Origin of the sequence: Cupriavidus sp. D384 (assembly GCF_001652915.1) — a bacterium.
Classification (GTDB): domain Bacteria; phylum Pseudomonadota; class Gammaproteobacteria; order Burkholderiales; family Burkholderiaceae; genus Cupriavidus.
Genome location: NZ_BBQI01000007.1, coordinates 16,642 through 42,136, shown reverse-complemented (window position 1 = coordinate 42,136; position 25,495 = coordinate 16,642). Strand labels below are relative to the sequence as shown.

20 protein-coding genes and 1 tRNA gene are annotated in these 25,495 nt (G+C 66.4%); 7 read left to right on the top strand and 14 right to left on the bottom strand.

Annotation, left to right across the window (positions count from 1 at the left end; translation table 11 throughout):
* Positions 1-15: 15 nt before the first annotated feature.
* On the bottom strand, positions 16-375 hold the full coding sequence (locus A9J21_RS31875) for a hypothetical protein (protein WP_231906788.1): 360 nt from the start codon (positions 373-375) through the stop codon (positions 16-18).
* On the opposite strand from A9J21_RS31875, the gene rpoD reads away from it, so the two are divergent.
* Both rpoD and A9J21_RS02490 read left to right on the top strand, forming a co-directional pair.
* Positions 365-2,647: an RNA polymerase sigma factor RpoD gene (gene rpoD / locus A9J21_RS02495; protein WP_197497449.1), complete on the top strand. Its 2,283-nt coding sequence runs from the start codon at positions 365-367 to the stop codon at positions 2,645-2,647. The genes A9J21_RS31875 and rpoD overlap by 11 nt on opposite strands.
* Before the next feature lie 16 nt (positions 2,648-2,663).
* Positions 2,664-2,742 (top strand) — tRNA-Ile (locus tag A9J21_RS02490).
* Positions 2,743-2,818: 76 nt separating this feature from the next.
* On the opposite strand, the gene A9J21_RS02485 is transcribed toward A9J21_RS02490, so the two are convergent.
* From A9J21_RS02485 to nosZ, 7 genes are all read right to left on the bottom strand, one after another.
* Positions 2,819-3,697, bottom strand: a complete 879-nt coding sequence (locus A9J21_RS02485) for an NAD(P)-dependent oxidoreductase (protein WP_066731609.1) — start codon at positions 3,695-3,697, stop codon at positions 2,819-2,821.
* A gap of 142 nt (positions 3,698-3,839) precedes the next feature.
* Positions 3,840-4,376 (bottom strand): nitrous oxide reductase accessory protein NosL, encoded by a 537-nt coding sequence (locus tag A9J21_RS02480; protein WP_066731544.1) that lies wholly within the window; start codon positions 4,374-4,376, stop codon positions 3,840-3,842.
* Positions 4,373-5,197 carry an ABC transporter permease gene (locus tag A9J21_RS02475; RefSeq protein ID WP_197497448.1) on the bottom strand — a complete coding sequence of 275 codons (825 nt, stop codon included), beginning with the start codon at positions 5,195-5,197 and terminating at the stop codon, positions 4,373-4,375. The genes A9J21_RS02480 and A9J21_RS02475 overlap by 4 nt, the downstream gene beginning before the upstream one ends.
* Positions 5,184-6,149 (bottom strand): ABC transporter ATP-binding protein, encoded by a 966-nt coding sequence (locus A9J21_RS02470; protein ID WP_404851340.1) that lies wholly within the window; start codon positions 6,147-6,149, stop codon positions 5,184-5,186. Before A9J21_RS02470 ends, A9J21_RS02475 begins: the two co-directional genes overlap by 14 nt.
* Entirely contained in the window at positions 6,136-7,404 is a 1,269-nt protein-coding gene (locus A9J21_RS02465; RefSeq protein ID WP_066731540.1) for a nitrous oxide reductase family maturation protein NosD, read from the bottom strand. The genes A9J21_RS02470 and A9J21_RS02465 overlap by 14 nt, the downstream gene beginning before the upstream one ends.
* Positions 7,401-9,635 carry a NosR/NirI family protein gene (locus A9J21_RS02460; protein WP_082926205.1) on the bottom strand — a complete coding sequence of 745 codons (2,235 nt, stop codon included), beginning with the start codon at positions 9,633-9,635 and terminating at the stop codon, positions 7,401-7,403. Before A9J21_RS02460 ends, A9J21_RS02465 begins: the two co-directional genes overlap by 4 nt.
* Positions 9,636-9,693: 58 nt before the next feature.
* Positions 9,694-11,616 carry a TAT-dependent nitrous-oxide reductase gene (gene nosZ, locus A9J21_RS02455; protein WP_066731535.1) on the bottom strand — a complete coding sequence of 641 codons (1,923 nt, stop codon included), beginning with the start codon at positions 11,614-11,616 and terminating at the stop codon, positions 9,694-9,696.
* 213 nt (positions 11,617-11,829) lie between these two features.
* Between nosZ and A9J21_RS02450 the strand changes: the two genes are divergently transcribed.
* The gene (locus tag A9J21_RS02450) at positions 11,830-12,936 is read left to right on the top strand and encodes an FAD:protein FMN transferase (RefSeq protein WP_231906787.1); all 1,107 of its coding nucleotides are present in this window, start codon (positions 11,830-11,832) and stop codon (positions 12,934-12,936) included.
* 80 nt (positions 12,937-13,016) lie between these two features.
* Here A9J21_RS02450 and A9J21_RS02445 read toward each other — a convergent pair whose 3' ends face one another.
* The 4 genes from A9J21_RS02445 to A9J21_RS02430 all read right to left on the bottom strand — a co-directional run bounded on the left by A9J21_RS02445 (position 13,017) and on the right by A9J21_RS02430 (position 17,108).
* Positions 13,017-13,793, bottom strand: a complete 777-nt coding sequence (locus A9J21_RS02445) for a DeoR/GlpR family DNA-binding transcription regulator (protein ID WP_066731533.1) — start codon at positions 13,791-13,793, stop codon at positions 13,017-13,019.
* A gap of 82 nt (positions 13,794-13,875) precedes the next feature.
* On the bottom strand, positions 13,876-14,877 hold the full coding sequence (pdxA, locus tag A9J21_RS02440; RefSeq protein WP_066731532.1) for a 4-hydroxythreonine-4-phosphate dehydrogenase PdxA: 1,002 nt from the start codon (positions 14,875-14,877) through the stop codon (positions 13,876-13,878).
* A 27-nt stretch (positions 14,878-14,904) separates the two neighbouring features.
* Complete coding sequence (locus A9J21_RS02435; protein ID WP_066731530.1) at positions 14,905-16,128, bottom strand: four-carbon acid sugar kinase family protein; 1,224 nt, start codon at positions 16,126-16,128, stop codon at positions 14,905-14,907.
* Positions 16,125-17,108: a 2-keto-3-deoxygluconate permease gene (locus A9J21_RS02430; protein WP_066731528.1), complete on the bottom strand. Its 984-nt coding sequence runs from the start codon at positions 17,106-17,108 to the stop codon at positions 16,125-16,127. The genes A9J21_RS02435 and A9J21_RS02430 overlap by 4 nt, the downstream gene beginning before the upstream one ends.
* A 230-nt stretch (positions 17,109-17,338) precedes the next feature.
* Between A9J21_RS02430 and A9J21_RS02425 the strand changes: the two genes are divergently transcribed.
* Positions 17,339-17,947 carry a glutathione S-transferase gene (locus tag A9J21_RS02425; protein ID WP_066731526.1) on the top strand — a complete coding sequence of 203 codons (609 nt, stop codon included), beginning with the start codon at positions 17,339-17,341 and terminating at the stop codon, positions 17,945-17,947.
* 217 nt (positions 17,948-18,164) lie between these two features.
* Here A9J21_RS02425 and A9J21_RS02420 read toward each other — a convergent pair whose 3' ends face one another.
* Complete coding sequence (locus A9J21_RS02420) at positions 18,165-19,007, bottom strand: IclR family transcriptional regulator C-terminal domain-containing protein (protein ID WP_082926204.1); 843 nt, start codon at positions 19,005-19,007, stop codon at positions 18,165-18,167.
* 159 nt (positions 19,008-19,166) lie between these two features.
* On the opposite strand from A9J21_RS02420, the gene A9J21_RS02415 reads away from it, so the two are divergent.
* Complete coding sequence (locus tag A9J21_RS02415; RefSeq protein WP_066731524.1) at positions 19,167-20,810, top strand: acyl CoA:acetate/3-ketoacid CoA transferase; 1,644 nt, start codon at positions 19,167-19,169, stop codon at positions 20,808-20,810.
* Positions 20,811-20,898: 88 nt separating this feature from the next.
* Positions 20,899-21,897 carry a tripartite tricarboxylate transporter substrate binding protein gene (locus A9J21_RS02410; RefSeq protein ID WP_066731521.1) on the top strand — a complete coding sequence of 333 codons (999 nt, stop codon included), beginning with the start codon at positions 20,899-20,901 and terminating at the stop codon, positions 21,895-21,897.
* Positions 21,898-21,984: 87 nt separating this feature from the next.
* On the opposite strand, the gene A9J21_RS02405 is transcribed toward A9J21_RS02410, so the two are convergent.
* On the bottom strand, positions 21,985-23,628 hold the full coding sequence (locus A9J21_RS02405; protein ID WP_082926203.1) for an alkaline phosphatase: 1,644 nt from the start codon (positions 23,626-23,628) through the stop codon (positions 21,985-21,987).
* 273 nt (positions 23,629-23,901) lie between these two features.
* Here A9J21_RS02405 and A9J21_RS02400 point away from each other — a divergent pair, with 273 nt between their 5' ends.
* A complete protein-coding gene (locus A9J21_RS02400) occupies positions 23,902-25,437 on the top strand; it encodes a DEAD/DEAH box helicase (protein WP_066731519.1) in 1,536 nt (511 codons plus the stop codon).
* The last annotated feature ends 58 nt before the right edge of the window (positions 25,438-25,495 follow it).

Genomic DNA, 25,495 nt, shown 5'->3' with positions numbered 1-25,495 from the left:
GGGATTGGCGACGTGCTACAATGCCCGGTTTGGATTGCGAAATCTCTCTCCATTACTGGCGAAAGTGAGCGTGCCAATGGCAAAGGCCAAAGCAACCGAAAGGGCAGCCGAGAAGGCTCCCTCCAAAACTCCCCAATCAGGGAGCGGCAAGGCGTCCGTGAAAACAACGGCGGCGAAGACATCGACCGCGTCAGTCAGGACGACATCAGCCCGGTCTGCGCCAGCAAAGTCCGCGCGTAGCGCTTCAGCGCCCGCCGGAACCACTTCCGCCAGGAATCGCACATCCGAAAATTCAAAGCCCTCGACTTCGGCACGCGAGAGCGGCAGCAGCGCCAATACAAGCGGCAGTAATGCCGCTGCACCAGTGAAAGGCAAGAGTATCACCGTGGCGAAACAGCAGAATACCGAAGTCGAGAGCAAGCGTGCGGCAACGACGGCCGGCACCCGGACCAGCAGCGCCAAGGCAGGCGCCGCTGCAGCCGCGCCGAAGGCCCGTGCCGCAACTCCCGCACCCGTTGCATCCGAGCGTCCTGCCGCGCCGGCCGTCAAGCCGGAGCCGAAGAAGCGTGGCCGCAAGCCCAAGGCCGGGATGCAGCAAGACGACAGCACCACCGAAGACGTGACTGAAGAGTTTTTCGACAACGACGCGCCCGCCGCGCCCGCGGCGGCACCCAAGACCGAAAAGCAGAAGGCCAAGGACCGCAAGGCCAAGGAAAAGGCGCTGCTCAAGGAATTTGCTTCGTCCAACCAGGCTGGCAGCGAGGAAGAGCTGGAGGTCCGCCGCCAGAAGCTGAAGGCGCTGATCAAGCTGGGCAAGTCGCGTGGCTACCTGACCTATGCGGAAATCAACGATCACCTGCCGGACGACATGGTCGATTCGGAAACGATCGACACGCTGGTCGCCACGCTGAACGACATCGGCATCGCCGTCTACGAACAGGCGCCGGACGCCGAGACGCTGCTGCTGAACGACAATGCTCCGTCGGCCACCAGCGAGGAAGAGGCCGAGGAAGAGGCCGAAGCCGCGCTGTCCACTGTCGACTCCGAATTCGGCCGCACCACCGACCCCGTCCGCATGTACATGCGCGAGATGGGTACCGTGGAACTGCTGACGCGTGAAGGCGAAATCGAGATCGCCAAGCGCATCGAAGCCGGCCTGAAGGACATGGTCATGGCCATCTCGGCCTGCCCTGTCACGATTTCGGAAATCCTGGCCAGCGCCGAGCGCATCGCCAACGAAGAGATCAAGATCGACGAATTCGTCGACGGCCTGATCGACCCGAACGCCGAGGAAGTCCAGGACAACTCGCCGGCCGCCGCGGCCGCCTCCGATGACGAGGACGAGGAGTCGGAAGAAAACGCCGACGAGGAAGGCGACGAGGAAGACGACGACGAAAACGGCGCCGGAGCCGGTGCATCGGCCCGCCAGCTGGAAGAGCTGAAGGTTGCCGCGCTGGAGAAATTCCGCATCATCGCCGAGCAGTTCGACAAGATGCGCCGTGCCTTTGAAAAGGAAGGCTACAAGTCGAAGCCGTACGTGAAGGCCCAGGAAGCGATCCAGGCCGAACTGATGGGCATCCGCTTCACCGCGCGTAACGTCGAACGCCTGTGCGACACGCTGCGCGGTCAGGTGGACGAAGTCCGCAAGCTCGAACGTGCCATCCTGAACATCGTGGTCGACAAGTGCGGCATGCCACGCGCCGACTTCGTGGCCCGCTTCCCCGGCAACGAGACGAACCTGGACTGGATCGAGACCATCGTCGCCGACAACAAGCCGTACAGCACGATCGTCGAACGTAATGTGCCGGCCGTGCACGAACTGCAACAGAAGCTGATCGACCTGCAGGCCCGCGTGGTGCTGCCGCTGAAGGAGCTGAAGGACGTCAATCGCAAGATGTCCGAAGGCGAGAAGCGCGCCCGCGAAGCCAAGCGTGAAATGACCGAGGCCAACCTGCGTCTGGTGATCTCGATCGCGAAGAAGTACACGAACCGTGGCCTGCAGTTCCTGGACCTGATCCAGGAAGGCAACATCGGCCTGATGAAGGCGGTGGACAAGTTCGAATACCGTCGCGGCTACAAGTTCTCCACGTACGCCACGTGGTGGATCCGCCAGGCCATCACGCGCTCGATTGCCGACCAGGCCCGTACGATCCGTATCCCGGTCCACATGATCGAAACGATCAACAAGATGAACCGGATCTCGCGCCAGATCCTGCAGGAAACCGGCAACGAGCCGGATCCGGCAACGCTGGCCGAGAAGATGGAAATGCCCGAGGACAAGATCCGCAAGATCATGAAGATCGCGAAGGAACCGATCTCCATGGAAACGCCGATCGGTGACGACGACGATTCCCATCTGGGCGACTTCATCGAGGACACGAACACGCTGGCCCCGGCCGAAGCGGCGCTGCATGGCTCCATGCGCGACGTGGTGAAGGACGTGCTTGACAGCCTGACGCCGCGCGAAGCCAAGGTGCTGCGCATGCGTTTCGGCATCGAAATGAGCACGGACCACACGCTGGAAGAAGTGGGCAAGCAGTTCGACGTCACGCGCGAACGTATCCGTCAGATCGAGGCCAAGGCACTGCGCAAGCTGCGCCACCCGAGCCGCTCCGACAAGCTGAAGAGCTTCCTGGAAGGCAGCTAAGCATCGCGCCTTCTAAGGGCCTCTAGCTCATGCCTGGTTAGAGCAGCGGACTCATAATCCGTTGGTGCCGTGTTCGACTCACGGGAGGCCCACCATTGAACGAAGGGGTTACGGTATTTGCCGTAACCCCTTTTTTTGGCGTTTTTTCCGACGCTCCTGGATGGACCTCCCTCAGCCCCGCCCGGCCCGCCGCCGTGCCGTCAGCGCCAAGGCCGCCCAGTCCTTGTGCCCATCTCCATGTGCGATGGCCTCGATATGGGAGTCGCGCAGCGTGCTTGCCAGGGTCATCGGCACGTTGGCCTGTTCGCCGGCCTCCAGGGCCAGCCTGACGTCCTTGCCGCCCAATGCCAGCTTGAAGCCGGCGGGCTCGAAGCGTTGTTCGGCGATGGCGCCGCCGTAGATCTTGTAGACCGGTGCGGCGAAGACCGTGGACGTGACCAGGTCAAGGAACGCGGCCGGGTCGACGTCGTAGCCCTGCGCCAGTGCCGCGCCTTCGCTCATGGCACCGATCGCGGCGCCGATCATGAAGTTCACGCCCAGCTTGACCGCATTGGCCTGTTCCGGCTTGTCGCCAAAGATCCAGGTTTTCTGGCCCAGTACTTCGAACAGCGGCTGCGCGGTGGTCAGCGCCTGGGCATTGCCGGCGGCGAGGATGTTCAGCTGGCCGGCTTCGGCCACGTTGACGCGACCCAGCACCGGCGCGGCGATGTAGGCCACGCCGCGCGCCCCGTGCAGGGCGGCAAGCTCGCGGGCCAGCGCCACCGAGACGGTGCCCATGTTGATATGGATGGCGCCACGGGCCAGCGCGTCGAGCGCACCGCCGCCCAGGATGGTGTCGCGCGTGGCGGCGTCGTCGGCCAGCATCGTGATCAGTACATCGGCGCCCTGGGCGGCCTCCGCCGCCGTTGTGGCGCCCTGCGCGCCCTGCGCGACGAGCTTGTCGACAGGACCGGGCGAGCGATTCCAGGCGCGTACCGTATGGCCGGCCTTGAGCAGATTTGCGGCCATCGGCAGCCCCATCGTGCCGAGTCCAAGGAAAGCGATTTGCATGACGGCCTCCATTTTGTGCATGCTTGCGAACGTATGACGCGCTTCGCGTGCCGGCGTGCGTCGGGATGCACATCCGGAAACGCCGCAAGTTAGCACGCCTCCGCGCCGGGCGTATTAGCCCTGCTGCGGGTGCGGGATGCCGTTACATGCGGTGGTCCTGCATGGCGCCGCCGCTCAGGTCGACCATGTCGGGCTGCACGTCGGCAAAGCGCACCACCTTGCCGCCATATGCATCGGCAAATTTCTTCGCGGCGTCTTCGTGCTGGAATCCGGCAATCGTCGGCCCCATCGATCCCCGGCGCCGGCTGCCCACCACGTAGAAGCCGGTGCGCGCGTCGAACCAGTGCCCGTGCGGCTTGCCCCAGTCGGCCAGCGCCATATCCTGGGTGTACACAGCGGTCACCTTGCGCACCTGCTCGGGCCGCAGCAGCGTGCTGAACATCTCCACGGTGTCGCAGTACCAGACCGGCCGGGTCTGGTCCCCGAAGAAGATCTGCGCCTTCGGGCCCGGATAGTCGGCCAGCAGCATGCCGTCCAGGTCGCAGGCGGTGGCCGGGTCGAAGTCGGCCGGCGCGATGGCCACCGCCGCCGTGCGCGAACACGCGGCCAGCAGGCCCTGGATCGACAGCAGGCCAAGGCCCACGAGTAGGGTGCGACGGGGCAGACGTGTGCGATTCATGTCCGGAATCTCCAGATGGCAAGCAACAGCGGCGCGCCAATCCACGCGAGCATGGCGCCGCCGAGTGCCCAGGGGTTGGCGAGAATGGGGGGAACGACGCTCGCCAGGCCGTACATGTCGCGTACGGCGTCCAGCGAGAACACATTGAGGATGCGGAACAGGTCGGCCGGGTTCAGCAGCAGTACCGCCGCCATGGCGGTATCGCCAAACTGGCCGCCCGTGGCGACCAGCGTGCCCAGCAGCAACAGGTCGAACACCAGCACGAAAAAGAGCCACAGGGCGATAGCCAGGCCCGATGCCCGCGCGCGGTCGCGGGCGATCACCGAAAGCAGTACTGCAATGCTCAGGAACGCCAGCCCCAGCAGCACCGCGCTGCCGACAAAACGCAGGAACTGGCCGAGCATGCCGGTGCCGAACTGCGCGAACAGCAGTACGCCCACCGTGGCAAAGCCTGCCAGTGTCGATAGCGTCAGCGCGGCCGCCAGGCCCAGGTACTTGCCCAGCAGCAGCTCCAGGCGTGTCAGCGGGTAGGCCAGCAGCAGGTCCAGCGACCCGCGCTCGCGTTCCCCGACAATCGCATCGAAGCCCAGCAGCAGCGCAATCATCGGGATCAGGTAGATCGCCAGGCTGACCAGGCTTGCCACGACAAAGGCCGCCGAGCGCATGCCGATCTCGCCCTGCTGCGCGCCGCCGAAATAGCCGATGACCAGCGAAAACGCCGCGAAGACCAGCGCGATAGCCAGTACCCAGCGGTTGCGCAGGCGATCCCGGAATTCCTTGTTCGCCACGGTGGCGATCTGGCGCCATTCAATGCACTGCATGCCGGGGCTCCGCGCCAAAGAACACATCCTCGAGCGTCGGCTCGTCGATGCGCAGGTCGTCGATACAGTCGGCCAGCAGCCCGACCAGCGTCATCTTGGTCTCGCGCGGGCAGTCGAGCCGGAATTCCAGGCCGGTGCCGCGCAGGCCCACTTCGGGCAGCGATTCCAGCCGCCGGCGGATCACGGGCAGCGTGCCCGGCACAATGCGCACGCGCAGCTGCAGCGGCAACTTGTGGCGGCCGCGCAGCGCGTCCACCGTGCCCATCGCCTGCACGCGGCCATTGGCCAGCAGCGCAAGCCGGTCCACGCGCTCCTGCAGTTCGCTGAGGATGTGCGAAGTGATGACGATGGTGACGCCCGCTTCCTTCTGCTCGCGCAGGATCGCGTGCACGTCGCGCAGGGCCAGCGGGTCCAGGCCATTGCTCGGTTCATCGAGAAACAGCACGCGTGGCGCGCCCAGCAACGCCTGCGCAAAGCCCAGCCGTTGCCGCATGCCCTTGGAGTACTCGCGCACCGGGCGCTGTGCGGCGTGCGCCAGCCCGAATCGTTCCAGCAGGGCGGGGCAGTCTTGCGCATCCGCACCCTTCAGGCGGGCGAAGAAGCGCAGCGTCTCGAGCCCATTGAGGTTGTCATAGAGCACCAGGTTCTCGGGCAGGTAGCCGATGCGCCCGCGCGCGGCGCGGAAGGCGGCGGTGCCCACGGCCGCGCCATCGATCTCGATGGTGCCGCGCGACGCCGGTACCAGGCCCAGCATCATCCTGAACAGCGTGCTCTTGCCCGCGCCGTTGTGGCCGATCAGGCCGAACATCTCGCCCGCATGCATCTGCAGGCTGACGCCATCCACGGCGTGCACGGCGCCATAGTGTCGGGCCACGTCGCGCAGCACCACGGTTGCGCGGGATGCGCCGGCAGCATCAGTTGCGCCGGAAGCGGATTCTCTAGGGTTGGTCACGCCAGTGACTCCATTGCGGATGATCGGGGGCCATGCGCGGCGCGGCATCGACCACGCCGGGTACGCGCATGACGGGGAATTGTCGGGACACCACGCGCAGCGCCTGCACGGCGGGGCTGGCGAACAGCAGCTTGACGGCCGGATGCCGCCAGGTCAGGCGATCGACCACATCGTTGGCTTCGTAGGGCACATCGCCAATACCGTCGCCATTGCGGTCCCAGCCCAGGTAGTTGCTCCAGTGATTGCCGCCCGGCTTGCCGGCCGCGTCTCCCCAGGGCTCGTCGCGTGCGCCCACGTAGCGCACCTGCTCCTGGTTGCCGATAAAGTCATTGCGTTGCACGACATTGCGCGTGGACCCGGCTGACAGGTGCACGCCCACCCGGTTGTCGATCACGAGATTGCCGCGCAGCGTCACGTATTCGGCGTCGTAGATAAAGAAGCCGCGCGCGTTGCCGGCGACGACATTGCGCTCCACCACGGCGTCCTGCACGGTGCGCAGCATGATGCCGTGATCGACATTGCCCCAGGTGCGGTTGTTGCGCACGGTCTGGTCGCGCACTTCCATCAGCGCCAGGCCGCCGCGATTGCGGTAGCTTTCGTTATCTTCCCAGAGGTTGTAGTAGGAATTCATGTAGTGGCTGCCATAGCGGCTATGGTGCAGCCGGTTGCCACGGAAGACGGCATGGTGCGAGACATCCACGTACAGGGCGTCGCGCACAAAGCTGATCTGGTTGTCGAGAATCCGCGCCCCGCGCGTGTTGTAGAGCTGGATGCCATTGCCGCGTTGCGACGACTGGTAATCCCGCTTGCCGGTGATCACGTTGTTTGCCACCCGTACGTCGTTGGCCTTCTCGATCCAGAGGCCGAACAGGTTGTAGGTAAGTTCGCAGCCGGTGACGACCGCGCGGTGCGCGCCGGGCATGATGTAGATGCCGGCTTCCTGGTGCTTCAGGCTGTCGCCGGAATCGCGCACGATCAGGCTGTCGAGCGTCACGTCCGGGGCCGTGACGGTGATCGTGTTGCCGCGCAGCCCGCCGCTGATGGTGGGCCGGCCCAGGCCGCGCAGTGTCAGTGGCTTGTCGATGCGCAGGTTTTCTTCGTAGTCGCCGCGCGCGACGCGGATTTCGTCGCCATTTTGCGCGGCCGCGATGGCCTGCTGGATCGACTCGCCCGGCTGGACGTCGATCACGGCGGCCCCGGCCGCGTTCGTGATGAACGCGAGCCCCAGCAGCCAGCGTCTGATGGAATCGATCATGGTGCGGCCTGTCCGTCCGTCTGCGGGGCCTGGCGCGTCTGCGGCATCTGCGGCCTCTGCGCATCGGCAACCGGCACGATGGGAATGAAGTACCCGTCACGGCCGATACGGGTGAGCGGCAGCCCGTCGCGCTCGCGCCGCTTGCGTTCCCTTGCCAGCGGCGGGCAGGCATGGGCATCGGTATAGAGCACCATGCAGTCCAAGCACAGCAGGCACTCGCGCGGGTCGATGCGGCCCTTGTCGTCGATGGCCTGGGCGCCGCATCCCACGGCGCAGGCCTTGCAGCGCGTGCAATCGGGTTTGCGACGGATGCCGAAGACCCGGAACATGCTCGGCATCGCCAGCGATGCACCCAGCGGGCACAGGTATTTGCAGTAAGGCCGCTCCGTGAACAACGACAGGCCCAGGATGGCGCAGACGAACAGCCCGAACGGCCACGCGCGATTCTGGATGCCAACCAGGAACGTGGTCTTGAATGGTTCGATCTCGGCAAGCTTCTCGGCCAGGCCCATCGACAGCAGCGAGACCCCCAGCAGGCCTGCGAAGACACCGTATTTCAGCCATTTCAGCTTGTCATGGACCTTGCGCGGCAACTGGAACTGGAAACGCCGGAGTCCGACCAGCCGGCCGATGCGGAACATGGCTTCGGACAGCGATCCGAACGGGCAGAGCCATCCGCAGAACAGCCCGCGTCCCCAGATCAGCACCGTGGCGGCGATAAAGATCCAGAACAGGAACACGAATGGATCGGACAGGAACAGCGACCAGCGCCACTGGAACAGCAGCGAATGCACCCACGTCAGCACCTGCGTGACGGACGGCTGTGCCATCGCGCCAAAGCCCACCAACACGATGCTGACAGCCCAGGCGCCGTACTTGAAGCTGTTGACCGGCCACTTGTTGCGCTGGGTGGCGCGGCGCGTGAGCTGGTTGCGGAACGCGTGCACCACGGCCACAGCCACCAGAAACGCCGCGAACAGGCCAATGTTGACCGCGCGCGATTTCCACGCTTTCAGCCATGCGGGCGTGGGCGCGTCCACCTTGGGGCGGCCACCGTCCAGTAGTTTGGCTGGCAGCCAGTATTCGGCATCGAAGCTCGCGAAGGTGCGCGCGCCGGTGGCGCGGTCCACGCGATTGCCCAGGAAAACCAGCTTCCAGGGCCAGGCCGCGGAGAACGCCCCGGAGCGCACGATGAAGATAGCCGATTCGTTAAATGGCGGGGCGTCCTCGGGCGCCAGGCCGTAGAGGTTCAGGTAATCGAGATCGCGGAACGTAAAGGTGTCGTCGCCCTGGCGAATCTGCACGCGGTCGTAGAGCCCGCCGCGCACGAAGCCCGATCCCTTGAACGATTCCTTGCCCGCCGTGCGGATCACGAAGATCGCATTTTCTCCAGGACGCAGGCTTTGACGCAGGTTGTCCCATCCGCGCTCGCCCAGCACGCTGCGTCCGACGTCGGGATGGTTCAGGTCGCCGAACCAGAGTTCGATGAACGGCTCCTTCGATGACTCAAGCCCGACCTGGCCATTCTCGATGCGCAGCGTCTTCACCAGCCCCTGGTCCACCAGCGACTTCCAGGCCAGTTGCGGATTGCCTGGCGCGAATTGCGCCGCGGCACGTTGCACGGGTGCCAGGATGCCGACCTGGCGCGCCACGGCGGCGCCGGAGGTCATCAGCACCTGGTTCTGGGCGATGACGGTCACGGTGGCGCCCGAAATGGCATCGACGCCAAGCACCCCTTCGTCCGGGCGCGCACTGCCGATCTCGATCTTGTCGGTCACCGACTTGCCGACATACTGGGCGTTGAAGCGCGGCAGCGCGGTCTCGGGAATCCCGAGCAGCAGGATCGGTTCGGAGTGCTTGAGCACCTTGATGCCGACAAAGCGGCCGCCATTGTCCATGCCGATCAGCGTCACCACCGGCTTGCCGGAATAGGCCGGCGTGTCGGTGATATCGGTCGACAGCATCACGTAGCCCAGTCGCGGGCGCATGCCGTCGGCGCCTGCGGGGCCGTAGGCCTCGACGTATGGTGGCTGGCCCATGCGCACCGAGAACGTATCGGCGCCAGGAAAGACGTCCTTGCAGGACACCCGGGCACACAGGTCGGGCGCCGTGGCAAGGTCGGCGGGCAGGTGCGCCTCGTAGGCCGTGTCGGCCAGGGCGGGGTGCCACGCGTGGGCGGCAAGAAGCAGCGCGGCCAGCATGACCGCGCGCAAGACGGATGGGAGTGACATGGCTCGGGGGCGTCGCCCGTCCGCGCGTGTGGGGACTGCGCGGACGGCGGGGCTGGCGTCAGGCTTCGACGATCATGCGCGTGCGCATCTCCAGATGCAGCGCGTGGCAGAAGTGGGTGCAGTAGCACCAGAAGACGCCCGGCTTGTCCGCGATAAACGTCACGGAGGCCGTTTCCTGCGGGTTCACGATGAAGTTGACGTTGTACTTCGGGATCGCGAAGCCGTGCGTCAGATCCTCGACCTTGTCCAGGTTGGTCAGGATCAGCGTGACCTCGTCGCCCTTCTTCAGCTTGAATTCGCGCAGGCTGAACACGGGCGCCTGCGACGTCATGCGCACCGTCACCTTCTTGCCTTCGCGCGTGACGCCCGACTTGTCCGGGCTGACCGCCAGCGGGAAGTCGTCCATGGCATAGACCTGCTTCGGCTTCACCAGGTCGCGCTTGAAGATGATGAAGTCATGCGGCTCGCCACGCACCGGGTGGTCGGCCAGCAGCACCATCTTGTCGCCGGAAATATCCACCAGTTGTTCGTTCTCCGCGTGCAGCGGGCCCACGGGCAGGAATCGGTCCTTCGAGAACTTGCAGCCTACGGCCAGGTACTTGCCGTCGGCGGCAATCGTTTCCGATTGCGATGCATTGACGTGGCCCGGCTGGTATTGCACGTCGAGCCGGTCCACCACGTACTTGGCGCTCTTGTCGCCGCCGTGGAAGCGGATGGCCGCGTCGACGTTCCACTTCACCAGCTGGCTGTCCAGGAACAGCGTGGTGTAGGCGTTGCCGCGTCCGTCGAACGCCGTGTGCAGCGGCCCTAGGCCCAGTTCCACCTCGGCCACGATGGCGTCGTCGATCTTTTCCATCTTGCCGTCGAACCAGTCGAGCACCTTCGACAGCTCGATCACCGTGCAGGTGGGCGACAGCTTGCCGGCACAGATAAAGTACTTCTGGTCCGGGCTGGCGTTCACGCCGTGCGGATTCTTCGGTACCGACACATAGGCGGTCAGCGCGGTCTTCGGGTCCTGGTTGGCGGCATGCGTGCCGTCCACCACGGGCACTTTCGAGTCGCCGTAGGTCTTGAACTTGCCGGACTTGACGGCCGCCTCGATGCGGGCGACGTTGAAGAACAGGCAGGCATCGCGCTCGGCGGACATCATTTCCTCGAAGTGCGCGCCGTTCTCGGTGTTGTACTGGTTGGTGGCGGCCAGCTTGCCGTCATACGACGTCGCCACAAGGTCGCAGTTGCCGTCGATCAGCACCTGCCAGCGCACGGCCATGGTCTCGGCATCGACGCACGAGAACAGGCTGCGGTACTTCGTGCCGTCATCGGTCGGCGTATTGGGCAGCGGAATCGCGAACTCGGCGCCGCAGAACACGCGCGTGGTGTAGTTGATGGCCGGGTCCACCGGATCGCGCTTGTCCGGGAAGATGCCGTGGAAGCCCTGCACGTTGGGCAGTTCGGTGATCTTGTCGCAGATGAAGTAATCGAGCCGGATCCGTGCGATGCGCGAGTTGATCTTGTCGTTGATCCACGCATAGCGGCCGTCGTAGTTGCCGTCCTTGTACGACGCGTGCGTATGGTGCGAGTCGCCGACGGTGTAGCGCAGCGAGCCATCCGGCCTGGTGCCCATGACCTTCTTCGACTCGTTGGTGATGCCCCAGCCCACCAGCGCGTCGGGTACGAAGCACGGAATGCGCAGCAGTTCGCGGCCCGACGGCAGGCCCAGCACGCGCATGTCGCCGGTGTGGCCGCCGCTCCAGAGGCCGTAGTACGTATCGAGTTCGCCCGGCTTCAGGTGGACGTTGGCGGCGCTGCCGCCGTGAGTCGGCGCGGGCGCCGCCTTGCCTTCGCTGCTGGCGCCCGCCACGGCGGCGCCCTTGTCGGAACATGCTGCGATACCTGCCAGGCTGGCCATGGCGGCCGTGCCCAGGAACTGGCGGCGACCAATTCCGCCTGCAGCGTTCCTGTTCTCGTTCTGCTTGCTCATCGAGACCCTCGGGATAGTAATGACCGGCTTTCCGGCCAGAAATGAAATCGCACTGGAGTTGGCGAGATATTCCCGGCACTTTCCAAAGAGGGGATTGATGGTGGTCAACGAATCAAAGAAATTATGATTCTCAACAACAGTTTGATTTGTTCCAACTCGCGCGGCTTGCGGCATTCCTAGAATGGCTGTTTCGCTAAACGATGGGAACGGATCATGGAACAGGCCAACGCTTGCCACGCGGTGGAGGCGCAGATGTCCGCGCACGGTGCGGCGCGGCGCCGATGGGTGCAGGCCGTGCCGTTGCTGGCCGCGGCGCTATGGCTGAGGCCGGTGCTGGCGAGTGCGGGCACGGCGCAGTCTTCGCGCACGCTGATGGGAACGCGCGTCGACATCACCGTGGACGGCGTGGCCCAGCCCATCGCAGAGGCGGCCATGCAGGCAGCCTGGACGGAGATGACCCGCCTGGCGGACATGATGAGCCGCTACCGGCTGGGCAACCCCGTTCACGCGTTGCAGTTGTCGGCGGGCCTGCAGCCGGTGCCGGTGCCACCCGAGATGATGCGCGTGCTGACGATGGGGCAGGCCGTCTCGGCACGCAGCCATGGCGCGTTCGACATGACGGTGGGGGCCCTGGCCAGCTGGCGCTTCGATCGTGCCGAACCCGTGGTGCCGGCCGCCGAAGAGATTGCCCGCGAACTGCCGCTGGTGGATTACCGCGATCTGCGGCTCGACCCTCAGCAGCAGACGGCATACCTGCGCCGGCGCGGCATGCGGGTGGACCTGGGCGGCATTGCCAAGCTGCCCATCCTGCAGGCCGGCATGGCCGCACTCAAGGCGCATGGCGTGGCGGCGGCAATGATCAATGGCGGCGGCGACGTGCTGGTCAGCGGGCATCCGCAAGGCCATTCGGGCGCCGGTTCCCGCGAGCCGGACTGGCGTATCGGCGTGCGCGATCCGATGGCGCCAGACAGGTTGATCGGCGTGCTGCGTGTGCGGGGCGATGTCGTGGTGGCGGCCTCAGGCGACTACGAGCGCGGCTTCACGGTGGCCGGCAAGCGCTACCACCATATCCTCGATCCCGACACCGGCATGCCGGAGCAGCGCATGCGCGGGGTGGTGCTGGTGGCGCGTCAGGTCGACGCCATCAACGGCATGGGTCCGGCGATGATGGTGGCGGGACAGGCAGCAGGCAGGCGCTGGCTGGGTGCGATGCCGGGCGTGGATGCGCTGATGGTGGATGCGGCGGGCCTGCGCTGGATGTCCGCCGGCATGCGCGAGCGGCTTGGCCCGTGCAGCGGCGAACCTGTCTACACGACCTGACATGCAGGCAATGGCGTGCAGAACGGCCGCGTGCGCGGGTATGGCCGGTGCCGGCCCCGGGCGGTAGAGGGGCTTCCTGGCTAGTCCGCCACCGCCACGTTCACCTGCTTCAGTGCGTGAAACGGTTCCAGCTGGGCGGGCGACGCGTCGGCGTCGGTGACCAGCGTCCAGGCGCGCTCCAGCGGGGTCCAGTGCTGCTGCCGGGCGCGGCCGAGCTTGGTGGAGTCGACCAGCACGAAGATGTCGGCGGCCTGGCGGATGATGCATTCCTTCAGGTAGGCCTGCTCCGCGCTGGCTTCGCACAGGCCCACGCCGGCCACCACGCCGTCTGCGCCCAGGAATGCCTTGTCGACGCTGATGCGTGACAGCGCCAGCTGGGCCAGCGGGCCGAATGTGCCCATGCTCGACGGCCGAACATCGCCGCCAATCAGCGTGACGCGGATCCGGGGCAGGCCGGCCAGCGCGGTCACGGCCAGCAGGTTGGTGGTGTAGACGTGCAGGTCTTCGCGTGCGGCCAGCAGCCGGGCCAGCGCGGCGGCCGTGGTGCCGCTGTCCAGCAGCACCGCATCGCCGTCCTGCACGAAGCTTGCCGCCAGGCGGGCGATGGCTTCCTTCTGGTCGCGCTGCAGGGCCTTGCGTTCCTCCAGCGATGCCTCGGGTTCGTGGCCGCCCACCTGCATCAGTGCGGCGGCGCCGCCGTAGGTGCGGACGATGCGGCCTTCGCGCGCCAGCGCGGTCAGGTCGCGGCGCACGGTGGCCTCGGACACGCCAAGGCTTGCAGTCAGGCGTTCGACGTTGGCGTCTTCGCCGGCAAGCACGAGTTCGAGGATGGCGCGGCGGCGGTCGGCGGCTTTCATGAAGGAAACAAGACAAAGGGGATCGAAAAACGATCCCCGATCTTACAGCAGTGCAGGCGCCGTCAGATGCGCACCTGTGCCATCAGGCGCGGCGCGTTGCCAGCTCCGCGCCCTGGCGCAGCGCTTCGAGCAGGCTGCGCTCGTCGGCGATGCCCTTGCCGGCGATATCGAACGCGGTACCGTGATCAACCGACGTGCGGATGACTGGCAGGCCGACGGTGATGTTCACGCCGGCTTCCAGGCCCAGCACCTTGACGGGACCGTGGCCCTGGTCGTGGTACATCGCCACCACCAGGTCGAAGTCGCCACGGCCGGCGCGGTAGAACAGCGTATCGGCAGGCAGCGGGCCTTCCACATCCACGCCCTGGGCGCGCAGCGCTTCCACGGCCGGGATGATCTTCTGCTCTTCCTCGCCCTGGCCGAACAGGCCGTTCTCGCCGGCGTGCGGGTTGATGCCGCACACGCCGATGCGCGGGGCGGCAATGCCGGCGCGCTTGAGCGTGGTGTTGCCGCGGTCGATCGTGCGCTGCACCAGGCCCGGCTCGATCTTGCGGATGGCATCCATCAGGCCGATGTGGGTGGTCACATGGATCACGCGCAGCTTCGGCGCCACCAGCATCATCGACACTTCGGGCGTGCCGGTCAGGTGCGCCAGCATCTCGGTATGGCCCGGAAACTTGTGGCCGCCCGCGTGCAGCGCTTCCTTGTTCAGCGGTGCGGTGCAGATGGCGTCGATCTTTTCCTGCTGCGTGAGCTGCACGGCGCGCTCGATATAGCGGAACGCCGCGTCGCCAGCCACGGCCGACAGCTTGCCGAACGGCAGGTCTTCCGGGATCAGGCCCAGGTCGATGCAGTCGATCGTGCCCAGTTCGAAACGGGCTTCCTCCGGCGACGCAATCGGGCGCACCTTGAGCGTCGAGTTGACCAGGCGGGCGGCCTGCTCCAGCCTGCGCGCGTCGCCGATCACCAGCGGGCGGCACTGGGCGTAGACGCTCTCGTGCGCCAGGCTCTTGACGATGACTTCGGGGCCAATGCCCGTGGCATCACCCATCGTGATACCGATTACCGGAATGTAGTCGCTCATTTGTCCATGTCCCGTTCAGTGGGGAAATCAGTCTTGGCGCATGGCTTGCCAGGCAAGCCATAGCGCGGCCTCGGTGCCGAACGCGCCCGCCTTGGTGGCAATGCGGCGCGTGGGGCCCGTGGTGGTTTCGGATAACGGCACGCCGGCTTCCACTTCGCGCTTCAGCGTGAGGGCGCCGATGCCGGCAGCCGCCAGCATCGCGCGTGCCGTTTCGCCGCCGGTGGCGATCAGGCCGCCGACGTGTGCGAAGCAGGGCAATACCAGACGGGCCAGTGCAGTCGACAGTTGCGGCCCTTCGGCCGGGTCGAACGCGTCGTCGCGGCCGATGCTGACCAACAGGTCGCGGCCTGCCATCAGGCATTCGGCAATCGATTGCTGCGAGGCGATCCACGCCGCGTGATGGCACCCGTCGCGCAGCGCTTGAGGCGGCACCACCAGCGCGTCGATACCGGCCTGCTCGCAAAGATAGCTCGCCTGCTTTCCCGACACGCCGGACATGCTGCCCACCAGCGTCAGCACCGGACCTTCGTGGCGGGGCGCCGCGGGGGCGGCGTCTTCCACGCCACGCACCGGTGCGGCCGTCGACAGGGCACGCGCCAGGCCGCCCGAGCCCACCCAGAACACCGGCGACGCCAGGTCGACTGACGCCTGGGCCAGCGTGAGCAGGTCGGCTTCGGTTTCGGCATCGCTGACCACGGCCTGATAGCCCTCGGCCTGCCAGGTTGCCAGTTGCGACTGCACGGCGGTCGTGCCGGCGCGCAGCGTGTACAGGGAAATGCGCGCGGTGCGCAGCCCCTGGGCCTGGAGCAGCGCCACCATGTCGGCGGGGCCGTCCAGCCCTTCCAGGCGCCAGATGTCGGTGTCTTCGAGCGGCTGGCCGTTGACGAACATGCGGCCATCGCGCGTGACGCGGCCCGTGGCCGGGAAGGCCGGCGCCACGACGGCCAGGCCTGCCACCGGCTGCAGCGCGGCCGTTTCGACGGCCCAGTTGCCGCGTAGCGTGGAATCGATCTTCTTGTAGAGCCGCCGGTGCGCAGCGGTGCCGCAACGCCATGCTTCGAGATTGCGCGCCGCGGCGTCGGCCGGCGCCAGGCGGCGGCTGTCGACGTCGGCGGCCACCACATCGGCACCGCCAACTTCCGTGGCTGCCGCTGCATCCAGCGTCACCACCGTGCGCGCGCCATGCGCGGCGAAGCCGATCGCACAGTCTGCCGCGCCGGACAGGTCGTCGGCGATGATCAGCCAGCTCATGCGGCAGTCCTGGCCATGGCGGCGTCCGTCCGGCGTGCCACGCGGCGCGCCACGAAGGCGGTCAGCAGCGGGGTCAGCACGGAGGTCACCACCACGCAGGCTGCCACCAGGATCGTGGCGTGCTTGGCGGCCTCGGTGTAGGCCGGATTGGCGGCCGCCACCAGTGTCGGTACGGCTGCCGCGTTGCCCGCGGTGCTGGCGGCTGCAACGCCCGCCACGCCGGTGCCACCGCTCAGGCGGTCGGCGATATAGAGTGCGAAGCCGGTCACCACGACCACGGCAACGCCCAGGCCCAGGCCCAGCATGCCGGCCTGCCAGACCTTGTGCAGGTCCAGGCCGGCGCCCAGCGCCAGCGCGAAGAACGGAATCATCACCGGCACGGCCTTGCTCAGGAATTCGCGCATCTCGCGGTCCAGGTTGCCCAGGATCATGCCCAGCATCAGCGGCAGGATGCTGCCGACCAGCGTCGGCCACGGGAAGGCCGACAGGCCTGCCACGCCCAGCGTGACCATGGTCAGGAACGGGCCCGATTCGAGCGACATGATCGTATAGGCGCCCACGTCCTCGGGCTTGCCGTACTGGCCCATCAGCGCCATGTACAGGCCGCCGTTGGTGTCGTTCATCGCTGCCACCACGGCCAGCGTGGACAGCCCGGCGAACATGCCGGCGCTGATCGGCGCCTCGCCCAGGAAGTGGCCAAGGATCACGCCCAGCACGATGGCCGTGCCCACCTTGGTGGCAAACAGCACGCCGCCCTTCTTGACGATGTAGGGGGTGGCCTTGACGCTGATGCTGGCGCCCATGCAGACGTAGAACACGGCCAGGACCGGCAGCGCGCCGGTGAACAGGGCGTTGGTGAACGACCCGAAGAACTTCGGACCATCGGGGGCAAACGTTGCAACCAGCGAACCGATCAGCAACGGCACGATCATCATGCCGCCCGGCACGCGCTCGATGGCGCGTTTGATGTGAATCTGCATCCTCGTCTCCCGCCGCGTGGGTGCGGCAACTGTGTGTTTTGCGCAGGCGTTTGATCGAATCGATCAAACGTGGGCCGAAGTTTAGGCCAAACCATCAGTTTTGACCAGTTTGGTCATCAAAATGATTGAAATGATCAGTTGGTCACTCGGCCGCCTGCGCGACACGCGGTGCGCTATCGTATTGGCTCCCGCTGTCTGCCACTTACCCGTCAATTGGAACTGGAGCCCAGATGAGACTGATCGGCATGCTCGATTCCCCCTACGTCCGCCGCGCGGCCATCACGCTGCGGCTGCTGGGTTTGCCCTATGCGCTTGAGCAGGTGTCGGTGTTTCGCACCTTCGAGCAGTTTCGCGCGATCAACCCGGTGGTCAAGGCCCCGAGCCTGGTATGCGACAACGATGTGGTGCTGATGGATTCGACCCTGATCATCGACTACGCCGAGGCACTGGCCGGGCGCAGCCTGATGCCAACGGATCTGGCGGCCCGCCAGCGTGCGCTGCGCATCATCGGGCTGGCGCTGGCGGCGTGCGAAAAGGCGGTGCAGCACGTCTACGAACACAACCTGCGCCCGACCGAGAAAGTGCATCAGCCGTGGGTGGAGCGTGTCGATGGTCAGTGCGCCAGCGCCTTCGCATTGCTCGAAGCCGAGATGAAGGCCGTGCCGGTGCCCACGACCGAGCAGGCGCTGGATCAGGCCGGGCTGACAGCCGCCGTGGTGTGGACGTTCACGCAGGCATTGCTACCGGGCCGGGTTGAGCCGGCAGCGCATCCGGCGCTGGCTGCATTCACCGCCGAGGTGGAGGCGTTTCCGGCCTTCCGTGCATTGCCGCACGCGTAAATGTGATGTGTTGACTGAGCAACATTGCACGAACCCTGCGCCTGCGGTGCGATACCCCACCAAGACCCCCACAAACGGGTGATGTGGCGCTAGTCGCGTTGCATCACGATACGCGGCGGGGTGACAGGATCCTTGCCCCGCTACCACTTCTGCCCCGCGACCTCCCCGGCCAGCGGGGCTTTTTCCTTATGGGGCCGACCCGGCGCTCATCGGGCCGTCATCGTGCCTTCAGGATGGATTCGATCTGCGCGGCCGCATTGCGCAACGGCGGCAGGTAGTGCTTTTCCAGATAGGCCTGGTCGCGGCTGCCCAGCACCATGCTCAGGCCCAGCCCGGCCACCACCTTGCCGCTCTGGTCGGTCAGCGGGACCGAGATGCCCGCGAAACCATCGACCAGTTCGCTGACCAGCGTGCAATGACCATCGGCCCGCACCTGGGCGAGCTTGGTTGCCAGCGCGGGGCGGGAGCTGATCGTGAAGGGCGTCAGCTTGCGCAGTTCGGCACTGTCCAGATAGGCGGCCAGCGCGTCGTCGTCGAGCCCGGCCAGCAGCACGCGCCCCAGCGAATGGGCGTAGGCGGGCATGCGGCGGCCAATCGCCATGTCCACGCGCAGCAGCTGGCTTGGCTCCTCGCGCGCCACCAGCACCACCGATTCGTGATCCAGCATGCCGATGGAGCAGCTTTCGCCGGCTTCGGCACAGAGCGCCTGCAGGTAGGGACGCGCAAGCTGCGGCAGGTTCATCGACGCAAAGTAGGCATAGCCCAGGTCCATGACCCTGGGCGTGAGCACGAACTGGCGGCCCTGCTGGGCCACATAGCCGTTGTGCGCCAGCGTCAGCAGCAGGCGGCGCGCCGCGGCACGCGTCACATCGAGCTGCTCGGCCACGTCCTGCATCGTCAGGCGCCCGGTGCCGCTCGCGAACAGGCGCAGCAGGGCCAGGCCCTTGGTCAGGGAGTCGAGCAGTTCTTCCTTGCGGGGAATCTCGGAGGCGCTGTCGGCGAGCGCATCGGTGGCGGCTTCGGCGAGGGATTCGGTGGCTTTGGCGTCGCTGCGCGGCATGTTGGATCGAACGGATCGAAAATCGAAATAAGGGGTTTCTGCGGGTCACACCCGACTTGCGTCCGGCCGCCCGATCCGTATGATAGGTGTTTCGCGAACATTTGTTCGCAAAACGTGGATCGGTAGAAACCACGACAGAACAAGACTCAGGAGACGGCAATGAAGGTGATCACCACCGCGCAGGCGGCGGAACTCGTCCAGACCGGCTGGACCGTAGCCAGTGCGGGGTTTGTCGGCGCCGGCCATGCCGAGGGCGTGACCGAGGCGCTGGAGCAGCGCTTTCGGCGTGATGGCCTGCCGCGCGACCTGACGCTGATCTATTCCGCAGGGCAGGGCGACCGCGGCGCACGCGGGGTGAACCACTTCGGCAATGCCGGCATGACGCGCGCCATTGTCGGCGGGCACTGGCGTTCGGCCACGCGCCTGGCCACGCTGGCGATGAACGAGGATTGCGAAGGCTTCAATTTGCCGCAGGGCGTGCTTACGCATCTGTATCGCGCCATCGCCGGCGGCAAGCCCGGCGTGCTGACGAAGATCGGCCTGCACACCTTTGTCGATCCGCGCACCGCGCAGGACCCGCGCTACCACGGCGGCGCGGTCAACCAGCGCGCCCGCGACGCGATTGCGGCGGGGACCGCGAACTGGGTCGAGGCGGTGGATTTCCGTGGCGATGAATACCTGTTCTATCCAGCCTTCCGCATCGATTGCGCGCTGATCCGCTGCACCGCGTCGGACCCGCGCGGCAACCTGAGCACGCATCGCGAGGCGTTCCACCACGAACTGCTTGCCATGGCGCAGGCGGCCCACAACTCGGGCGGCATCGTGATTGCGCAGGTCGAGTCCATCGTGGACTGCCACGAGACGCTGCAGGCGATTCACGTGCCCGGCATCCTGGTGGACTACGTGGTGGTCAGCGAGCAGCCCGCGCATCACCAGATGACCTTTGCCGAGACGTACAACGACGCCTACGTGCGCCCGTGGCGCGGTGAAAAGGCCGATGCCGCGGAGAAGGCGAAGGAAGCCCAGGCGTTGCCGCCCGTGTCGGCCCCGCTGGACGCCCGCACCATCGTGCAGCGGCGCGCCGTGATGGAACTGGCCGCACGCCGGCCGCGCGTGGTGAACCTGGGGGTCGGCATGCCGGCCGCCGTGGGCGCGCTGGCACACCAGGCCGGGCTCGACGGCTTCACGCTGACCGTGGAGGCGGGCCCCATCGGCGGCACGCCGGCCGATGGCCTGAGCTTTGGCGCGTCGGCCTATCCCGAGGCCGTGGTGGACCAGCCCGCGCAATTCGATTTCTACGAAGGCGGCGGTATCGACCTGGCAATCCTGGGCCTGGCCGAACTCGACGGCCACGGCAACGTCAACGTGAGCAAGTTTGGCGAAGGCGAGGGCGCGCTGATCGCCGGCGTGGGCGGTTTTATCAACATCACGCAGAGCGCACGCGCGGTGGTGTTCATGGGCACGCTGACGGCCGGGGGGCTGGAGATCCGCGCCGAGGGCGGCATGTTGCAGATCGTCAGGGAGGGGCGCGTCAGGAAGATCGTGCCCGAAGTCTCGCACCTGAGTTTCAACGGCCCGTACGTGGCGTCGCTGGGCATTCCGGTGCTGTATGTGACCGAGCGCGCCGTGTTCGAGATGCGCGCCGATGCCAACGGCGAGGCCCGCCTGACGCTGGTGGAAATCGCGCCGGGCGTGGACCTGCAACGCGATGTGCTCGACCAATGCGCCACACCGGTGGCCGTGGCCGACGACCTGCGCACGATGGACGCGCGCCTGTTCCAGCCGGGCCCGATGCGGCTCTGAGTACAGCGCCGCGCCAGAGATTCAAGAAATTACGAGAACGATTACGAGAATCGGTCCGCTGTACCGGGCCGATATTGGAGGAAGCACTGTGCAACACCGTCGTCAATCCCGTCGTCTGGCGCTTTCCGCGCTGGCCCTGGCAGCCGCGCTGCCGTTTGCATCGGCATCGGCGCTGGCGCAGCAGAACTACCCGGACAAGCCGATCCGCCTGGTCGTGCCGTTCCCGGCCGGTGGCCCGACCGATACCGCCGCGCGCATCATCGGCCAGAAGATGGGCGAGACGCTGAAGCAGACCGTCGTCGTCGACAACCGCCCGGGCGCCTCGGGCACCATCGGCACCGAAACCGTGGCGAAGGCGGCGCCCGACGGCTATACGCTGGTGATGCTGGCAACGCCCACGCTGCTGGCGCCGTACCTGCTGCCGCGCAAGGGCTACGACATCTTCAAGGACTTCACGCCGGTTGGTAACGCCTACGAACTGCCCATCGTGATGGTCGTGAATCCGCATGCACTGCCCGATGTGACCGATCTGCAGTCATACATCGCCAAGGCCAAGGCCGCGCCCGGCAAGATGAACTACACCAGCGCCGGCAACGGCAGCTTTGGTCATCTGTCGACCGAGCTGCTGAAGAACCTGGGCCACTTCGACGTGCAGCACGTGCCGTACAAAGGCAGCGCACCGGCCATTTCCGACCTGCTGGCCGGGCAGGTGCCGATGATGTTCTCGGACATGATCGCGGCGCTGCCGCATATCAAGGCCGGCAAGCTGCGTCCGATCGCGGTGGGTTCGAGCAAGCGCGTCACGTTTGCGCCGGAGGTGAAGACGGTGGCCGAGCAGGGCTTCCCGGGCTTCGACGCGTCGTCGTGGGGTGGCCTGCTGGTGCCGGCTGGCACGCCGAAGGACGTGGTGGCGAAATTGTCCGACGCGCTCAAGGGCGCGCTGGCCGATCCGACCGTGCAGCAGAAGATGCTGGGCGCGGGCACCGTGGCGTCGTACCTGCCGTCCGACCAGCTTGCCACACGCATGCAGAACGACTATGCGAAGTGGGGCAAGGTCATCAAGGACAACAACATCAAGAGCGATTGATGTCTGTGTGAACGCGGCGCGCCTGGTCCCGCTGCGGGGTGCATGGGGCCGGCGCGCATCGTAAAAGCTCCAAACTCGGCGCCAGATTCAGGCCTGCACGGCCAGCGTCTGCTGGAACTGCGACACACCGTTCAGATCACGAAGGTCCACGGTCAGCGCGCGCGACGCGGGATCGATGTTGACCTCGCCAAAGAACTGGAAGCCGGCAAACGGCGACATGTTCTGGGCAGTGGGCGCTTTCTGGAAGACGACGCGCGGGCCGAACGTGTTGTCGAGCGGATTCGGCCCGAAGCTGCCCGCGTTGAGCGGCCCGGCCACGAATTCCCAGAACGGATCGAAGTCCTTGTACACGGCGCGCTCGGGCGCATAGTGGTGCGCGGCGCAGTAATGCACATCCGCCGTGAGCCACACCACGTTCTTCAGTCCGGCCTGTTTGATCCGCGTCAGCAGACGTGCAGTCTCCAGTTCGCGGCCCAGCGCCGGGCCGTCGCCATTGGCGATGGCTTCCCATCTGGCGCGCCCCTGCGCATCCTTGCCGTCCGGCACGCCCAGGCCAATCGGCATATCGGCGGCAATCACCTTCCAGGTGGCCTGCGACGCCGTCATCTCGGCCATCAGCCAGTCCAGCTGCGCGTTGCCCAGGAATGCAGTGGCGGCGCTTTCCGTGGTTTCGCGGTTGTACCCGTTCGGGCCGCGATAGCTGCGCATGTCCAGCACGAACACGTCGAGCAGCGGGCCATACGCGATCTTGCGATGCACGCGCTCGGCCAGGCCCTGGCGGTGCCAGCGCATCGGCGCGTTCTCCAGGAAGGCGCGGCTGCCACGGGCCACCAGCAGGCGCACATCCTTTTCCTTGTAGCGGTTGTCGGCCGACAGGTCTTTCGAATCCGACCAGTTGTTGGTCACCTCGTGGTCGTCCCATTGCCAGATCTGCGGTACCTGGCTGGCGAAGCGGCGCACATTGACGTCCATCATGTTGTAGCGATGACGGCCACGGAATTCCTTCAGCGTCTCGGCCACCTTGCTGACTTCCTCGGTCACCACATTGCGCCAGATGCGGCCGTCCTCGGCTTTCTGCTCGGCAGCGATCGGGCTGTCTGCGTAGATCGTGTCGCCGCTGTGGATGAAGAAGTCCGGGTTGCGCTGGCGCATGGCCTCGTAGATGCGCATGCCGCCCAGGTCGGGATTGATGCCCCAGCCCTGGCCGACGGTGTCGCCGGACCACACAAAGCGGATCGGCTTGTCGGCCGTCATGGCCCGGGTGCGGAAGCTGCCTTCCATCCACGCACCCTGGCCACGGCGTTGTTCGGGTGCCTCAAACGCCACCCGTACATGATACTGCTGGCCCGGCAGCAGACCAGTCAACTGGGTGCGCGCCGTGAAGTCGGTCTCGTTGCTGGCCAGCGGCCCGGAGATCCGCATGGCGTTGCGGAAGCCCGGCTCGGTGGCGTATTCGACGATCATCCGCGAGGGTTGTCCGGCGCGGGCCCAGACCACCAGGGCATCGTCCGATGGGTCGCCAAGCTGGATGCCATCCGGGGCTTGCGGCCTGCCGGAAGCCGCCACGGCCGGCGCGGCAAGCGCTGCGGGGCCAAGCGTGCCCAGGCCCGCGGCCAGCCCGGCACCCAGGCCCAGGAAGCGGCTGGAAGTGCGCAGGAATCGGCGGCGAGTGGCGTCGGAGGGCGTGGTGGCGGACGAACTGGAGGGCGGCGAGGGCAGGTGGGTCGTCATGGCGGAATGCGTCGGATGTCAATGTCTATACATGGCCGGGCCGATATCCTCGCCAGCAATTGTGACGCGTTGTTGACACGTCATTCGCATGTCAAACGCCGATACTGCCCTTCAGTGCCGGTGTGCGCCCCCTGACTCTGGTGGTAGAATCCAAGTCTTTGATTTTCCGGGCAATTCATCTTTTCGCGTGTTTTCCGCCGCGCGCCGCCCGTTGAACCGTACCAGACGCGTGTCCGTTGCCTCGGCTCCGCGCCCTGCACCGACACCCCATTGATGACGATGACCAACACCCCAGACCAGACCCCAGCCGCAGAGCAGACGTTCGAAAGCTTCGGGCTGGACGCACGCGTCCTGCGTGCCTTGTCCGACCAGGGCTACACCAAGCCCACGCCGATCCAGGCGCAGGCCATTCCGGTGGTGCTGCTGGGCAAGGACGTCATGGGCGCCGCACAGACCGGCACCGGCAAGACCGCCGGCTTTGCCCTGCCGATCATCCAGCGCCTGCTGCCGCTGGCGAACGCCAGCGCATCGCCGGCACGCCACCCGGTGCGCGCGCTGATGCTGACGCCCACGCGCGAACTGGCCGACCAGGTCTACGACAACGTGGCGCGCTACGCGCAACACACGGACCTGCGCAGCACGGTGGTGTTCGGCGGCGTGGACATGAATCCGCAGACCGACGCGCTGCGCCGTGGCGTGGAAATCCTGGTGGCGACGCCGGGCCGCCTGCTTGACCACGTGCAGCAGAAATCGGTGAACCTGTCGCAGGTGCAGATGCTGGTGCTGGACGAAGCCGACCGCATGCTCGACATGGGCTTCCTGCCCGACCTGCAGCGCATCATCAACCTGCTGCCGGCGCAACGCCAGACGCTGCTGTTCTCGGCGACGTTTTCGCCCGAGATCAAGAAGCTGGCGTCGAGCTACCTGAAGCAGCCGGTGACGATTGAAGTGGCGCGCAGCAACTCGACCAACGAGAACGTGCGCCAGGTGGTGTATTCCGTGCCGGACGGCCACAAGCAGGCCGCCGTGGTGCACCTGCTCAAGCAACGTGCCGCCGAGCAGCAGTCGAAGCAGTGCATCGTGTTCGTGAACAGCAAGATCGGCTGCTCGCGGCTGGCGCGCCATCTGGAGCGCGAAGGCATCAACGCCGCCGCCATCCATGGCGACAAGACGCAAACCGAGCGCATGCAGACGCTCGACGGCTTCAAGAGCGGCACGATCGACGCGCTGGTGGCAACCGACGTGGCGGCGCGTGGCCTCGATATCCCGGCCATGCCGTGCGTGATCAACTTCGACCTGCCGTTCAGCGCCGAGGATTACGTTCACCGCATCGGCCGGACGGGCCGCGCCGGAGCCAGTGGCGACGCGTTGTCGATCCACGTGCCGGGCAACGATGACCGCCTGCTGGCCGATATCGAGAAGCTGATCAAGCGCAGCGTGCCGCGCGGCACGCTGGAGGGCTTTGATCCGACCGGCGAGCGTGCGCGCCAGGAAGAATCCGACCGCCGCCGCCAGCGCTCCGATGTGCGCCGTGCGCGCGACAACGGTAGCGCCAGTGGCGCCGGTGGCACCAACGGCAGCAGCGAGGGCGAAGAAGCGGCGCCGCGCCGCCGCCGTACCGAGCCCAATGGCCGGCCGGCGTTCCGTCCGTCCGATGATCCGTTCTTCTCGCGTCCGTACGAGCCGTCGGGCAACTACACGCCGGCGCCGAAGACCGAGGATCAGCTGGCTGCGGCACTGACCCGCGGCCGTCAGGCGCCCAAGCGCCCGGTGGCGGCACTGCTGGGCGGTGCGCCCCGCAAGTCGTAAGGATCGCAGCGCTCGCACACTCGCAAGCGCCTGAAAACGAAGCGGCCCGCGTTGAGCG

Bases quoted from the DNA above. Each gene is read 5' to 3' on its own strand.
- A9J21_RS02485 (WP_066731609.1), bottom strand. From the start codon at position 3,697: ATGCAAATCGCTTTCCTTGGACTCGGCACGATGGGGCTGCCGATGGCC.
- A9J21_RS02480 (WP_066731544.1), bottom strand. From the start codon at position 4,376: ATGAATCGCACACGTCTGCCCCGTCGCACCCTACTCGTGGGCCTTGGC.
- A9J21_RS02475 (WP_197497448.1), bottom strand. From the start codon at position 5,197: ATGCAGTGCATTGAATGGCGCCAGATCGCCACCGTGGCGAACAAGGAA.
- A9J21_RS02465 (WP_066731540.1), bottom strand. From the start codon at position 7,404: ATGATCGATTCCATCAGACGCTGGCTGCTGGGGCTCGCGTTCATCACG.
- A9J21_RS02460 (WP_082926205.1), bottom strand. From the start codon at position 9,635: ATGTCACTCCCATCCGTCTTGCGCGCGGTCATGCTGGCCGCGCTGCTT.
- nosZ (WP_066731535.1), bottom strand. From the start codon at position 11,616: ATGAGCAAGCAGAACGAGAACAGGAACGCTGCAGGCGGAATTGGTCGC.
- A9J21_RS02450 (WP_231906787.1), top strand. From the start codon at position 11,830: ATGGAACAGGCCAACGCTTGCCACGCGGTGGAGGCGCAGATGTCCGCG.
- A9J21_RS02445 (WP_066731533.1), bottom strand. From the start codon at position 13,793: ATGAAAGCCGCCGACCGCCGCCGCGCCATCCTCGAACTCGTGCTTGCC.
- pdxA (WP_066731532.1), bottom strand. From the start codon at position 14,877: ATGAGCGACTACATTCCGGTAATCGGTATCACGATGGGTGATGCCACG.
- A9J21_RS02435 (WP_066731530.1), bottom strand. From the start codon at position 16,128: ATGAGCTGGCTGATCATCGCCGACGACCTGTCCGGCGCGGCAGACTGT.
- A9J21_RS02430 (WP_066731528.1), bottom strand. From the start codon at position 17,108: ATGCAGATTCACATCAAACGCGCCATCGAGCGCGTGCCGGGCGGCATG.
- A9J21_RS02425 (WP_066731526.1), top strand. From the start codon at position 17,339: ATGAGACTGATCGGCATGCTCGATTCCCCCTACGTCCGCCGCGCGGCC.
- A9J21_RS02420 (WP_082926204.1), bottom strand. From the start codon at position 19,007: ATGCCGCGCAGCGACGCCAAAGCCACCGAATCCCTCGCCGAAGCCGCC.
- A9J21_RS02415 (WP_066731524.1), top strand. From the start codon at position 19,167: ATGAAGGTGATCACCACCGCGCAGGCGGCGGAACTCGTCCAGACCGGC.
- A9J21_RS02405 (WP_082926203.1), bottom strand. From the start codon at position 23,628: ATGACGACCCACCTGCCCTCGCCGCCCTCCAGTTCGTCCGCCACCACG.
- A9J21_RS02400 (WP_066731519.1), top strand. From the start codon at position 23,902: ATGACGATGACCAACACCCCAGACCAGACCCCAGCCGCAGAGCAGACG.